Source organism: Paenibacillus sp. FSL R10-2788, from assembly GCF_038003885.1.
GTDB lineage: Bacteria > Bacillota > Bacilli > Paenibacillales > Paenibacillaceae > Paenibacillus_AQ > Paenibacillus_AQ odorifer.
Map to the genome: position 1 here is coordinate 5,464,905 of NZ_JBBOQA010000001.1, position 14,315 is coordinate 5,479,219.

Below are 14,315 nucleotides of genomic sequence, written 5' to 3' on the forward strand. Positions count from 1 at the left end.
CTACTTAAAAAGTCTTCTTCTATACCAACGCCTGAGCCAGCTCTTCGAGCTTCACAGTCTGCTGTTCCCCTGTGCTCATCGACTTCAGCGCAATTACACCATTCTTCAGCTCGTCTTCGCCAAGAATCGCAGTATAACGTGCCGACATACGGTCAGCTGACTTCATCTGCGCCTTCATCTTCCGGCCGAGGTAGTCGCGTTCTGCCGAGAACCCTTGGCTACGCAGAAAGTATAGCTGCTTGGAGATTTCAATGTCAGCCTCTTCGCCAAGAGCTACAAAATACACATCCAGTGGCTTCGCAGTCTCCAGTTCTACCTTCTGATCCTCCAGAATAAGAAGAATACGCTCCAGTCCGATCCCAAAACCAATACCCGGTTGATCCGGTCCACCGATTTCTTCAACCAAACCGTTGTACCGGCCTCCGCCGCCTACAGTATCAATAGAGCCAATGCCAGCTGCTTTATATTCAAACGCAGTATGCGTGTAATAATCCAAACCACGTACAAGACGAGGATTAATCGTGAACTCTACACCCATAATGTCGAGATGCATCTTAACCTTCTCAAAATGAGTTATGCATTCATCATCCAAACTGTCCAAAATAGAAGGGGCATCTGTAAATTTATCCTGATCCACCTTGCAATCCAGCACACGAAGCGGATTACGCTCGATTCGACGCTGACAGTCACTACAGAGGTTATCCTTCATCGGTCTAAGGAATCCCAGCAGCTTCTCCCGGTAAGCCGCACGGCTTGGTGCATTACCCACGGAATTAAGCTCCACTCTTACATCCTTAAGACCTAGATCCTTATAGAACTGATAGCCCATAGAGATTACTTCTGCATCAATAGCCGGATCCACGGCCCCAAACGCCTCAATCCCAAACTGATGGAACTGGCGATATCTTCCGGCCTGCGGACGCTCATAACGGAACATAGGTCCGATATAATACAGCTTGCTTACATCAGGTTCACCGTATAGCTTGTTCTGAACGTAAGCTCGCACGACACCAGCCGTTCCTTCTGGACGAAGAGCCAAATCACGGTCGCCTTTGTCCTTGAACGTATACATTTCGCCTTCCACAATATCCGTTGTTTCGCCTACTCCACGTTCGAATAACCCTGTGTGCTCAAACATAGGTGTGCGAATTTCCCGGTAGTTAAAACGGCGGCATAAATCTCTGGCCTTCCCCTCAATATACTGCCATTTCTCCACAGCACCCGGAAGCACGTCCTGCGTTCCAGTTGGTTTCTCGAATCTTTCTTTAGCCACAGTCTATCCCTCCTAAAAAATAACCCCTCTAAAGCTGTTCTCTTCATCTGTTTCTATTGCAGAAAAAGCAAAAAATCCCTCGCCCTGTTTTATAAAAAAACAGGGACGAGGGATTATCATAACCAATAATACACCACGTGGTACCACCCACATTCCGGATCAGTAAAAATATACTGAAGCCGCTCAAAGCGGTTAACGCCCGCCTACGCGTAAACGGCTACTGATCGCGGCAATCAACACTGCCCACTTTCGCCGTACGTTCTCGGGGAGGTCATTCATTCGCTCATCAACAGAATCCTTGCAGCCAAGCGATACCGGTTCATCATCCACTTAAGTAGATGTCATCCGAATCGACAAGGGATTCTTCTCTGGAGTTGTGGGTTCTCGAATTACTTGGTCCCGTCATCAAAACCATATGATAAAATCGTATATTGTTAATATTCTACTGAACTACTGCATTAAAGTCAAGGTAGTAAAAAGGATGCCTAGTATAAATTTTGACAGCTTCCGAGTTTTTTATTCAGCAATTATATTGTAACAAAAAAAATGACCTGCAGCCGAATGCTGCAGGTCCATCATCATATATTATTAAAAAGGGGGTCATGCCTTTATTATAAACACGCTATATTAAGGAATCATGTACGTAATATTACGATTATATTACATTCCATGAAAGCGGTTTATTTTTAATAGAATACTATTCGAATTGTTCAACATAAGCTCCTTTGCCCCGGAGGATTTCCACAACTTCATTATAATTCTCTTCTGCTATACTTAGCTCCATCACATAACGAAGTTCACTTAAATCCCCATCTTCGAGATCTCCTTCTGCCACGTTCGCACTAACCTGATCTTCATTCACACTATAATGCGTTTCAGGGTCAGCCCGTGTGTCGGAGGCGGCAATGCCAGGAACCAGCATAGCTCCAGCTGCAGGTGTGCTAGCCGTTCCAAGCGTTCCAGTTGTGCCTGCGACTACAGATGCACTATCCAGTGGAATGATTGGAAACAGAATATTACGATCATTGCCGATAGGGTCCGTGAGTGGCCAAACCTCCAAGCCATCCACCTTATAGCTAATCAATGCTGTTTTTGCGCCTTCTGCTTCATTTTCAGTTCTGAAATACGCTTGGATTTTTCTGCTCATTGCCATTACCTCCTTGGATTATAAGACTCTTATTTAAATATTGCTTATTTATTTCAGGACCTTCAATATTTCACGAACAAATGCAGGCTCATCTTTTGGTGTACGCGAAGTAATGTAATTGCGATCAACCACTACTTCCTCATCCTTAAACTCCGCGCCGGAATTCACAACATCATCCTTCAGCGGAGGATAAGAGGTAATGGTGCGTCCCTTAAGCAAGTCTGCACTGATCAGAATTTGCGGTCCGTGGCAAATAGAGGCGATAGGCTTGCCTGCTTCATTTGCTTCTTTTACAAACTTCAAAATATCGGCATTTTGCCGTAAATTCTCGGGGGAAGAACCACCCGGGATGACAATCGCGTCATAATCACTTGCTCGAACATCGGCGATCGCCTTGTCTGCTGCGTAGGAGACTTCTTTCTTTTTACCTAGCAAGGTCTCCCCTTTTTTCAAACCAATAATGTCAGCTTGATGTCCTGCCTTTATAATTTCATCATAAGGAACCTTCATTTCAGAATCTTCAAAATCATTAGCCAGTAAGAAAGCAACGTTACTCATGTAATAGTTTCTCCTCTCTGTCTTTAGCAATTAATGATGTTCTAATTATTCTTTCTTGTGGTCTATTACCCTTATGAGGATGCTTTCTAACCTTTAATCGGAAAAAAGGCTTCATTCACAACACCGAAAAAGCCGCCTTTTCCACCCGCTTCAGGTACGCGGCAAGAGATTGCGGCTTCTTCCTTTGATTACTAATGGTTCGGTCTCGCCTTCTAGCTTTTTGGCTAATGCACAGGCTTCCATAGGACTCCCAGCCGGTAGTGCCGGGATACTTCTCCATACCCATGCCTTCTGTGATTGTCTCATTCTTAAACTCCCTGCCTTATGCGTGATATCTGCCTGCATTTAGTTTATCCAGCCCAAAGAAGCTCTATCCGCATAAAAAAAAGATGTCGAAAGTTAGCTCCGGCCAGAAGCAATCTTCGACATCCTCTATTTCGTTAGCTGCGGCTATCCAGAATGAGAGTAACTGGGCCCCAATTGGTCAGCGACACATCCATCATCGCTCCAAATATGCCCGTCTCCACCTGAAGACCTCCAGCTCTAAGCTCTTGATTAAAATAATCATAAAGACGCTCGGCCTCCGCAGGAGCTGCAGCTCCCATGAAATTCGGCCGTCTTCCCTTACGGCAATCTCCGTATAAAGTAAACTGGGACACTGAAAGAATAGCTCCGTTAGTATCCGTGACACTATAGTTCATTTTGCCAGCATCATCTTCAAAAATACGCAGTCCAGCTATTTTATCCGCCAAATATTTGGCATCCTTCTCCGTATCTTCATGGGTAACGCCGACAAGCAGCATCAGACCATTGCCAATCGCTCCGGTCACTGTCTCATCCACGGTTACTTTGGCGTCCTTGCAACGCTGTACTACAACTCTCATCGCACTACTTCGCTCCTTGCCTTATTGCATGATCCGATTCACTGTATATACATCTTTGACTCGTTTCACTTTATCTACAACGGATTGCAGATGCTCCGTATTACGAATAAGGATGGTCATATGAATCATTGCCATCTTATTCTTGTCAGAGCGCCCAGTGACCGCTGAAATGTTCGTTTTGCTCTCGGACACTGCCTGCAGTACTTCATTGAGCAGTCCATTGCGATCATGGCCTGTAATCTCAATATCCACACTGTAGTTTGCTTCCATCGTGCCTTCCCATTCCACTTCAATCACTCTAGCTGCTTCTTCTCCGTCACCTTCACCCGGAATGTTAGGACAATCCTGGCGGTGTACAGATACGCCCCGGCCCCGTGTAACATAACCTACAATGTCGTCACCCGGAACCGGGTTGCAACATCGTGCAAAACGAACAAGTAAGTTTTCAATTCCTTTTACACTAACACCATTGGTAGGTTGATTACGTCTCTCGCCGGAAGACTTGATCTCCTTCATCTCTGAAGTAAGCTCCAAGTGATTAGCAGCTTCTTCCTGCTCCTTGCGCAGCTTCTCCGTCAAGCGGGAGGCAATTTGCGAAGCGGTAATCCCACCAAAACCAACGGCAGACAACATATCCTCTACATCATTAAAGGCAAATTTTTTCGCAGCTTCCAATAGTTTTTCATCAGAAATCCACTCGGAAACTTCGACATTCAGGCGCTTCAGCTCACGTTCAATCGCTTCGCGACCTTTTTCGACATTTTCCTCACGTTTTTCTTTTTTGAACCATTGCTTAATTTTGCTTCTTGCGTGAGAGGATTGTGCAATTTTAAGCCAGTCACGGCTAGGTCCGTAAGAATGCTTAGACGTCAAAATCTCAACAATATCGCCCGTCTTCAGCTTGTGATCAAGCGGCACGATCCGCCCGTTCACCTTGGAACCAATTGTACGATTGCCCACTTCTGTATGAATGCGGAACGCGAAGTCAAGAGGCACAGAACCGGCAGGAAGCTCGATAACCTCACCTTTAGGAGTAAATACAAACACGAGGTCTGAGAAAAAATCCATTTTCAGTGATTTTACGAACTCTTCGGCATCCTTAGCTTCATGCTGCAGCTCCAATATTTCGCGAAAGAAAGGCATCCGATTCTCCGGATTAGCATTATTACTGCTGCCTTCTTTGTATGCCCAGTGTGCGGCTATCCCGTATTCTGCCGTGCGGTGCATTTCCCAGGTGCGAATTTGCACCTCAGTAGGCTCTCCGCCTGGTCCTACCACAGTAGTATGCAGAGATTGATACATATTGGCTTTCGGCATAGCTATATAATCTTTAAAACGCCCCGGCATTGGCTTCCATAAGGTATGAATAATTCCAAGGGTTGCATAACAGTCCTTGATATTATCCACAATGATACGAATGGCCAGCAGGTCATAAATTTCATTAAACTGCTTGTTTTTTGTGCTCATTTTGTTATAAACACTGTAAATATGCTTCGGGCGGCCGGAAAGATCACCTTCAATGCCCATTTCATCCAGCTTGGCACGAATACGGCCAATTACGCTGTCGATAAATTGCTCACGCTCGGCCCGCTTCTTATGCACCAGATTAGCAATCCGGTAATACTGCTGCGGGTTCAAGTAACGAAGCGCAATATCCTCCATCTCCCACTTAATCGCGGAAATCCCCAGCCGGTCAGCTACAGGACAGAAAATCTCCAACGTCTCATAAGAAATACGGCGCTGGCTCTCTTCAGATTGGTATTTTAACGTTCGCATATTATGCAGACGGTCCGCCAGTTTAATGACAATGACCCGGATATCCTGAGCCATAGCAATAAACATTTTGCGGTAATTCTCGTTCTGCTGCTCTTCCTTTGAGCGAAAGCGAATGCGTTCCAGCTTCGTTAAGCCGTCAACAAGCATTGCGCAGGTATCGCCAAATTTAGCGCGGATTTGTTCCAGTGAGACCGTCGTATCTTCCACCACATCATGCAAAAGCGCTGCAACAATAGATATAACATCCATTTGCATATTGACGACAATATCTGCCACCGCCAGCGGATGCAGAATGTATGGCTCCCCCGACTTGCGGATCTGCCCGTGATGAGCCTGATCGGCAAATTCATAAGCTTCCCGGATGCGGAGAAGATCTTTATCTTTTATATAGGCGCCAGCCTTATCAATTAATCGCTCAATGCCCATTCTCGTCGTATCCGATTCCTTTCTATAATAAAATGAACCCGCAACTGTTCAAAAATCTGCAGGTTCCAATCATTTCATTTGTCCAAGCTTACTTACGCCCTTATTCAAAGTTGTCTATAATTATGAGGCTTAAGGAGGATTACGTCAACACTTGCCATCTCATGGGATTCCAGAAGTAAAAGTAATTAAATTCGGACAAATTAATAACACTTGTGAAAATGTTGTTGTAAAAAAGCCAAGTTCTATTTAATCTAGTAAAGGCGGATTTTCGCCGGACAACATAATATCAGATAAGAAAGAGGAGTGAACTCCATTGCAACGCGAAATTCAAGTTAACGAAAAACTTCCATGGGGCCCAGGCTTTCTATTAAGTCTCCAGCATTTGTTTGCCATGTTTGGCAGTACAGTGCTAGTGCCTAACTTGTTCGGGGTCGACCCTGGAATGATTTTGCTTATGAATGGTATCGGTACATTGCTGTACATTTGGATCTGTCGCGGTAAAATCCCTGCGTACCTTGGTTCCAGCTTTGCCTTTATTGCACCGGTATTATCAGTACTCAGTCGTTACCCAAATGATCACATGAAAGGATACTCGCTTGCTTTGGGTGCTTTTATCGTCACTGGTATTATATTCGTGCTCGTGGCATTGATCATTCGTTATGCAGGAACCAAATGGATTGATGTTGTTTTCCCTCCAGCAGTAATGGGAGCTATCGTAGCTACGATCGGACTTGAACTTGTACCTGTTGCCGCACGAATGGCAGGACTTATTGCTCCTGAAGGCGTTGCAGTTGCAGACTGGACGCCAGATGGCAAAACAATCGCACTTTCTATGGTGACGCTTGGTGTAACTGTAATTGGAGCTGTACTCTTCCGCGGTTTTCCAAAAATCATTCACATCCTTATTGGTATCGTCACTGGTTATGGTTTAGCATATATTTTAAAAATGGTGGATACCGCTGCTATCTCTAATGCAAAATTTTTAGCGCATCCTTCCATTGTTACTCCTTCATTTGATTGGAATGTAATATTCACTATTATCCCGGTATCATTAGTTGTTATCGTTGAGCATATTGGACATTTACTTGTAACAAGCAATATTGTTGGCAGAGACTTGGCTAAAGATCCTGGACTTGATCGCTCCCTGATGGGGAACGGGATATCTACAATTATCTCCGGTTTTATCGGTTCTACTCCAAATACAACCTACGGTGAAAATATCGGGGTTATGGCGTTGACTAAAGTATATTCGGTATATGTAATCGGCGGCGCAGCGGTGATCGCTATTCTGCTTTCATTCTCTGGTACTTTCTCCTCTGTTATCGCTAATATTCCAACCCCTGTAATGGGCGGTGTATCCCTGCTGCTGTTCGGTGTAATTGCGGCTTCCGGATTACGTATTTTCGTTGAGCAAAAAGTTGATTTTTCCAAAGCTACGAACATGATCATGGCTACGTTGGTACTCGTTGTCGGAATCAGTGGTACAACCCTTACCATGGGCAACGTTAAACTAAGTGGTATGGCGCTGGCTACAATTGTTGGTATCGTTCTGGCTCTGTTCTTCAAACTCATTGAAGTGCTTGGACTGTCTAATGATGGCGGAGAAAGTGATAAAACTGCCCATTAATCGGTTGAAAAAATAGAATTTTAAAAAAGCTGCTCCAACATCCATTTATGGACTTGGGCAGCTTTTTTTATTGACTCAGATACAAAACAGCAACTCTCCGCCAAAAGGCAGACAGCTGCTGTTATTATTTTACATTTTCCAATTACTGTTTAACTTTCACGTTTGGCGTCACACGCTAATCTTTGCACTTTTCAGCATAATTCGAGAGCCGAATCCCCGTTTATTTCCCGGGAAAAGACAAACTTTACAAGATTAATCCTCGTAATTCACCAAGGAAAGAACTTCAACTCCAGAAAGCTTATTACGTCCGGCAAGCTCAACCAGCTCAATCAGAAAAGCAGCACCTACCACTTTACCGCCAAGCTGTTCTACAAGGTTAACCGAAGTAGCAATGGTTCCACCAGTAGCCAATAAATCATCAGCGATCAATACTTTTTGACCAGGCTTGATAGCATCCGTGTGAACAGCAAGTGTGTCCTTGCCATACTCAAGATCATAACCTACCTCTATAGTCTCATATGGAAGCTTGCCGCTTTTACGAATCGGCACAAAACCTACTCCCATCGCATAAGCAAGAGGTGCTCCAACTACGAAGCCACGTGCTTCTGGTCCAGCGATAACGTCGATTTCCAAGTGCGCTACGAGAGCTTTCAACGCGTCAATTGCTTGGCGGTAAGCCTCTCCGTCCTTAAGCAATGTGGTGATATCTTTAAAACTAATACCTTCTTTAGGGAAATCAGGAATCACACGAATACTATCTTTAAAATCCAAATTTATCATCTCCTATAAGTTTTGTTAGCATAGCTGCTTTGATTCAGATCGACAAAACTTGCTTCGTTAGCATACGTTTTGTTATATTGAGCGTTGCATTTTTATACACCGTTGGGTACGCTCAGCAGCTCATATTTGCATGGATTATGATACGCCTAAACGACGCGATAACATCCAGTCCTGTAACTCTGACAGGCTGCCCTCCATGAAGTATTGCTCCATTTCCGCCATCTGTCCCAGTCGGACAAAATGACTCGATGCTGTCAGACTTTTAGCTACTGGCTGAGTAATAAACGCCACACTTCCCTGACTTCTTTTAATAAAATCAAGCTCCTCAAACACATCAAGCATGTTGTTAAGCATGCGGATACTTAACGAGGACTGGCGGCTTAACCGCAGCAAAACTTCGTTCTCAGGTGTTGCAACTGAGGTGATCGAAGCCAACAGTTTATATAGTATTTTGAAATGATCCCGTGTCGGAGTAATAAGTCGTTCTCGGCCATCCTTGATAGAATGCAATAACGCAATATTATCAGCATTAGGGAAGGTTTCGAGCAGCGCATCCAGTTGTTCAGGAGTCTCCGGCATATCCAGTAAGCATAACAGGGAGACATGCCCTGATTCCTGAAGGGGCTCATCCTTAACAGCAGCGCTAATGCCAGCTTCTTTATCATATACCCATAAAGACATTCCTATCAATTCACTTGCAGGCGTACTACGTCCGTTCTGAAACACTGCAGCAGCTCGATACGGACCCGCACCACTATAAGGAAGAAGTAGTTCTCTAATATGTGCGGCTTGCCGTACGGCGTCAGCAGCACCACGAAGATCGAATAACTGAGCATCCTGCACAGATAAATCCTGCAGCATCAGCTGTGATTTGCGTGAGCCATTCCATTCATTGATCGACAGCTCAGCTAACACGTTGATCGTAGTGCCCGCCGGTAGCAGCCTGGATAAAACGCCTTTACCAAACGCCAAGGCTTCAATGCTGTTTTTCCCCTGCTGCAATACAATCTTCAGGTGTTTTCCATCTTGACCCATTGTACGTGTCTCTTTCACGGTAGCCCCACGAATAATAAACTTCGGCAACGGATTAGACATTCCGAAGGGTGCAAGCCTTTCCAATTCTAGCGCGGTCTGCAGTGATAAATCTGAGATTGACACCTCTGCATCAGCGGAAGCAACAGGAACGAAATGCTCTGGCGTTAACACCCCGGACGCATATTCATTTAATGCTGCAGCAAAGGCTTCTAATCCATCCCGATGCAGGCTCATTCCCGCAGCGGCTGGATGACCTCCAAAATGATCCATTAAATCAGAACAAGAAGAAAGTGCAGCGTAGATGTCAAGTCCAGGAATGGAGCGAGCAGAACCTTTGCACATTCCGGTCTCTGGATGTATATCCAGAATGATCACAGGCCGATAATAACGCTCCAGCAGTTTGGAAGCCACTATACCTACCACACCTACATTCCAGCCATGATCAGCAAGAACAATGATGTCTGGGATTTCGCCACCCTGTGTCATCTGCTCCAGCTTGGCAGTAGCCTCAACAACAATTCTTTCTACCACCAATTGGCGTTCTTTGTTAAGCAGGTCAAGCTCTCCAGCTAGCTGCTCTGCCTCAGCCGCATGCTCGGTAGTGAGGAGGGACACAGCCCGTCCAGCATGGTCCAGGCGACCACTGGCATTGATGCGCGGCGCCATGCCAAAAGCGATATTGACCGCACTCACAGTGCTCATGTTCACACCGCTGACAGCGAGTAAGGCACGAATCCCCGGGAAACTTGAATGCCGCATACTTTCCAAGCCATTTCTAACAATCTCACGGTTTTCGCCAAGCAGCGGCATTAAATCCGCAACCGTTCCTATCGCTGCAATCTCTGCCCATTCTGTGGGAGTTTCTTCCCCTAGAATAGCCTGAGCAAGCTTATAAGCCACACCTACACCCGCTAATCCTTTGAACGGATAAGGGCAGTCTGGCAGCTTGGGATTAATAAGCGTATAGGCCTCTGGCAAAAGCTCAGGGGGTTCATGGTGATCCGTAACGATCACATCGATCCCCAGTTCATTAGCGTAAGCAACCTGATGATAAGCGCTAATGCCAGTATCTACTGTAATGATTAAGGAGACACCTTGCTGTAAAGCCCAATCCAGGGCATGATTATGCAGCCCATAACCCTCATTAGAGCGGTGTGGGATATAAATATCAAAGGAAGCGCCTAAATAGCGCAGCAGATGAATCATAAGTGCTGTGCTGGACACCCCGTCGGCATCATAATCGCCATAAATAAGAATATGTTCTTCATCTTTTAAAGCCTTTCTAATTCTAGGAACCGCTTCAGCCATTCCTTTGAGTAGGAACGGATCATGCTGTTCTTCCTCACTGCCATCCATGAAGCTTAGAGCTTCATGAGGCGTGTTCATTCCTCTATTTACTAATAGTGAGGATAAGAGTGGAGAAATAGAAAGGCTCCGGGCCATATCCCTAACTGTGTCGGGATTGGCTGCCGGAGATTGCCATCTTGTTTTTGGATAAAGCAATAGAACTCACCTTTCTCTCACCTTGCAAACTACTGAAGCAACGTAGGAATATCATTATCCGGCAATTCATAATTGCTTTTGTACGGATAGCCGGGATCATAAGGAACAACGTCCATATGCACCTCACCGACATGAACAAACCGGTGCTGCAGCAGCTTCCTAGCGCATTCCGAAATATCCTGTGCTTCCATCACCGTAATCCGCGGATTCACACTGATCTTCACTTGAAGATTCACATAATTCCCTTGCTCAAGTGCCTTCAGATGTTCTACGCGAATGACGCCATGAACACGTTGCACCGTTTCAATAAAATTAGCGGCTTCCTCCGAAGGAAGCTCCTGCGCATTTTTAGTGTTAATAGAGCTAGCAATGAGTGAATAACCTTTACGAAGAATTAAAACTCCGGTTAAGAGTGCTGCAATAGGATCCATATAAGATAGAGGATGCCAATAGGTGCCACCCATGGATAACGAAATTCCGACTAATACTGTGATAGATGTATATAAGCTGAAACGATGACTATTAACATATGCAGCGTGACTGCCATCACCTATTTTTTTAAAGTAGCGATATTGATATTGAAATACAGCTTCTTTAAAAACAATAGATACTAAGACGGTTACAAACGCCAGCTGTCCGTGTGTAGATGATTTTCCATCCGTTAAGTCGCGGATTGCAGAGAATGCGATCTGCAGTCCCCCCATAAGAATAAATACCGAAAAAAGTATAGCCAACAGCGGCTCCTTAGTGCCCCGCCGTTCTTCGATCCGTTGCTTACTCTTTCTCCCTTGCTCAGAGCGCCACGGAAGAATATCCGCCAGTTTGGCTGCTGCGTCTGCTCCGGAATACAAAGCATCCCCCATTAATGCCTTGCTCCCTGAAATATAGCCAAAACTCCCCTTAGCTACTGCCAAAGTAACATCGCTAATGATCCCTGTCCAAGCAACCGTCTCGCTTTGCGGTGATCGTTCTTTATTCATACGAGGCCCTCCTTACCAATAGCAAGTAATCTCATGATGATTCAATACACATGACATGACCCTAAAGATTTCGAAAGCCGCGTCGCATTTGACGCGGCTTTCTTAAACGTATAAGAAAAGTAGAACTTCGATGCTAATTTCTTCTAACCTTTATTCGGGCTGCTTTTCACTTTAACCTTCTCACGCTTTTTAAGCACTAACCAGAGTGGACTTGCAATAAAGATGGAAGAGTAAGCTCCGAAGAGCAAGCCGATTACCATCGCAAGCGAGAACATCTTAATCGACTCGCCTCCGAACAATAACAGGAAGAACGCCGCAATAAATACGGTAAATGCGGTATAGAGAGAACGCATGAGCGTTTGAGCCACACTTTTATTCACAAGGTGTTTCAAGTCTTCATAAGTTTTCTGTTTACCAAAACGTAAATTCTCACGGATCCGGTCAAAGATAACGATCGTATCATTGATGGAATAACCGATGATCGTAAGCACCGCTACAATGAACGTCAAATCCACTTCCAAGCGGAAGATAGAGAAGAGCGCGACTACGATAAAGGCATCATGGAGCAAGGCCACAATCGATGCCACGGCGAAACGCCATTCAAAACGAATACTTACATAAATAATAATCCCCAGACAAGAAATCAGAACTGCATAAATAGCATTACGTGCCAATTCTTTTGCCATTTCAGTGTCCACGGTATTAATTTCAAATGATGCTTTGTCATCCAGCTTAAGGATTTCAGCTTTTAGGGCTTCATCTTGAGCCTCATCAAGAACTTCGTCATAGCGGATATTCACACGCTGATCACCAAACGAGATCGTTGGTTCATGATCGACATCGATTGCACTAGTTGCAGTCTTAACCTGATCCAAGTTCAAATTCTTGGAAAGGGAGATGTCCACATTAGATCCAGCTTTAAAGTCAACGCTGTAATTCAGGCCAAATGTCGCCAGGAAAATCAATCCTGCTACTGTCAATGCGATAGAGAAAATATAGAAATATTTACTCAAATGTACGAAATCAAGCTCTTTCTTAAAGCGCACGGATTTCACTCTCCTTAACACCGAAGCTCTTCGGTTTGTTCAGCTTACCCGCTTTGACAAGCTGGCTAAGCAACCAGTGGGAGAAATAAAGATTCGTGGCGATACTCAGCACGATTTCTACAATCAGCACCAATGCAAAGCCTTTGACCGCACCTGTACCGAAGGCAAACATAACTGCTGCCACAATAATAGTAGTCACATTGGAGTCCATTACTGTCCGGAAAGAGGATTTATTGCCCGCTTTAACGGAGGACAGTATACTTTTTCCACTGCGCATTTCTTCCCTTATCCGTTCGTTGGTAATGATATTGGCATCGACCGCCATACCTATACCCAGAATAAATGCGGCTATACCAGGCAGCGTCAAGGTGAAGTCTGCGAAGACGAAGACCGCAATTAGCGCCCATGTATGCAAGAGCAAGGCAAAACTAGCCAAAAGACCTGGCAAACGATACATTCCGATCATGAAAATAAGGATAATCACAGAAGCCAGCAGACCTGCTCGAATCGTTTGATCAAGCGATTGCTTACCCAGGGTAGCACCCACACTTTGGGAATATTTCTCCGTCAGCTTCAGTGGCAATGCACCTAGGTTAATAGTGTCTGCAAGTTCACGCGCTTCCTTAATTGTATAGTTACCCGAAATAGAAGCACTGCCATCGGTAAGTACAGCTTGTACCGTAGGGTCAGATAGTTTGTTCTCATCCAAGTAAATCGCGAGATTCTTTCCTAAGAGACGTTTAGTAATCTCTGCAAATTTGTCCTTGTCCTTAATCTTGATGCTGATGATTGGCTGATTCAGGTTATCCCGTCCAACTTCTGCAGCACCTTCAACAAAATCACTACCTACCAGTTCGATTTTGCTGTAAGTTCCCTCAGCGTCACCTTCAGCAGCACTACGGAAAGTCAGAACTGCAGGTTCCTTCATTTTTTTACGAACCTCGGCTTCATCCGTTACGCCCGCAATTTTCAAACGGATACGGTCCGTACCTTCAGTAGTTACCTCTGGTTCACTTGTTCCGAGCGCATTCGCCCGTTTTTCTAAGCTTTCCGCTGTCTTCAGCAGAGAAGCTCGGGACAATGCTGCTCCCGCTTCCATAGGCTCAGCATGATACAAAATCTCAAATCCGCCTTTCAGGTCAAGACCAAGTCTAACCTTGTCCAGCAGTCCAGGAGTAGTAAATGCCATAACGCCTGTCAAAACGAGCACGGTAATAAAAAAGCCCATTAGTCTCTTCATGCTCTAGCTAGTTCCCCTTTCATTAACTCAATATTCCTAT

General features: G+C 45.0%; 13 protein-coding genes. 1 reads left to right on the forward strand and 12 read right to left on the reverse strand.

Annotated features, from left to right (window positions below; all coding sequences use genetic code 11):
- Window positions 1–19 precede the first annotated feature (19 nt).
- From hisS to NSQ50_RS24375, 7 genes are all read right to left on the reverse strand, one after another.
- Window positions 20–1,273: a histidine--tRNA ligase gene (gene hisS, locus NSQ50_RS24345; RefSeq protein ID WP_036677635.1), complete on the reverse strand. Its 1,254-nt coding sequence runs from the start codon at window positions 1,271–1,273 to the stop codon at window positions 20–22.
- Window positions 1,274–1,465: 192 nt separating this feature from the next.
- Entirely contained in the window at window positions 1,466–1,603 is a 138-nt protein-coding gene (locus NSQ50_RS24350) for a hypothetical protein (protein ID WP_155288182.1), read from the reverse strand.
- 367 nt (window positions 1,604–1,970) lie between these two features.
- Window positions 1,971–2,420: a hypothetical protein gene (locus tag NSQ50_RS24355; RefSeq protein ID WP_036677637.1), complete on the reverse strand. Its 450-nt coding sequence runs from the start codon at window positions 2,418–2,420 to the stop codon at window positions 1,971–1,973.
- A gap of 48 nt (window positions 2,421–2,468) precedes the next feature.
- The gene (locus tag NSQ50_RS24360) at window positions 2,469–2,978 is read right to left on the reverse strand and encodes a type 1 glutamine amidotransferase domain-containing protein (RefSeq protein ID WP_076098992.1); all 510 of its coding nucleotides are present in this window, start codon (window positions 2,976–2,978) and stop codon (window positions 2,469–2,471) included.
- Window positions 2,979–3,128: 150 nt separating this feature from the next.
- Entirely contained in the window at window positions 3,129–3,284 is a 156-nt protein-coding gene (locus NSQ50_RS24365; protein WP_155288183.1) for a hypothetical protein, read from the reverse strand.
- 134 nt (window positions 3,285–3,418) lie between these two features.
- A complete protein-coding gene (dtd, locus tag NSQ50_RS24370; protein WP_036677641.1) occupies window positions 3,419–3,862 on the reverse strand; it encodes a D-aminoacyl-tRNA deacylase in 444 nt (147 codons plus the stop codon).
- A gap of 21 nt (window positions 3,863–3,883) precedes the next feature.
- Window positions 3,884–6,064 (reverse strand): RelA/SpoT family protein, encoded by a 2,181-nt coding sequence (locus tag NSQ50_RS24375; protein WP_036677643.1) that lies wholly within the window; start codon window positions 6,062–6,064, stop codon window positions 3,884–3,886.
- A gap of 313 nt (window positions 6,065–6,377) precedes the next feature.
- Here NSQ50_RS24375 and uraA point away from each other — a divergent pair, with 313 nt between their 5' ends.
- Window positions 6,378–7,691, forward strand: a complete 1,314-nt coding sequence (uraA, locus tag NSQ50_RS24380) for a uracil permease (protein WP_038572987.1) — start codon at window positions 6,378–6,380, stop codon at window positions 7,689–7,691.
- Window positions 7,692–7,943: 252 nt separating this feature from the next.
- Here uraA and NSQ50_RS24385 read toward each other — a convergent pair whose 3' ends face one another.
- The 5 genes from NSQ50_RS24385 to secD all read right to left on the reverse strand — a co-directional run bounded on the left by NSQ50_RS24385 (window position 7,944) and on the right by secD (window position 14,275).
- Window positions 7,944–8,462, reverse strand: coding sequence for an adenine phosphoribosyltransferase (locus tag NSQ50_RS24385; RefSeq protein ID WP_036677647.1), 519 nt, complete (start codon window positions 8,460–8,462; stop codon window positions 7,944–7,946).
- Window positions 8,463–8,606: 144 nt separating this feature from the next.
- Window positions 8,607–11,009, reverse strand: coding sequence for a single-stranded-DNA-specific exonuclease RecJ (gene recJ, locus NSQ50_RS24390; protein WP_076224583.1), 2,403 nt, complete (start codon window positions 11,007–11,009; stop codon window positions 8,607–8,609).
- Window positions 11,010–11,038: 29 nt separating this feature from the next.
- Window positions 11,039–11,989 (reverse strand): cation diffusion facilitator family transporter, encoded by a 951-nt coding sequence (locus tag NSQ50_RS24395; protein WP_036677651.1) that lies wholly within the window; start codon window positions 11,987–11,989, stop codon window positions 11,039–11,041.
- Between the two features lie 143 nt (window positions 11,990–12,132).
- Window positions 12,133–13,035 (reverse strand): protein translocase subunit SecF, encoded by a 903-nt coding sequence (gene secF, locus NSQ50_RS24400; RefSeq protein WP_052097271.1) that lies wholly within the window; start codon window positions 13,033–13,035, stop codon window positions 12,133–12,135.
- Window positions 13,025–14,275 carry a protein translocase subunit SecD gene (secD, locus tag NSQ50_RS24405; RefSeq protein WP_036677653.1) on the reverse strand — a complete coding sequence of 417 codons (1,251 nt, stop codon included), beginning with the start codon at window positions 14,273–14,275 and terminating at the stop codon, window positions 13,025–13,027. The genes secF and secD overlap by 11 nt, the downstream gene beginning before the upstream one ends.
- Window positions 14,276–14,315: the final 40 nt, after the last annotated feature.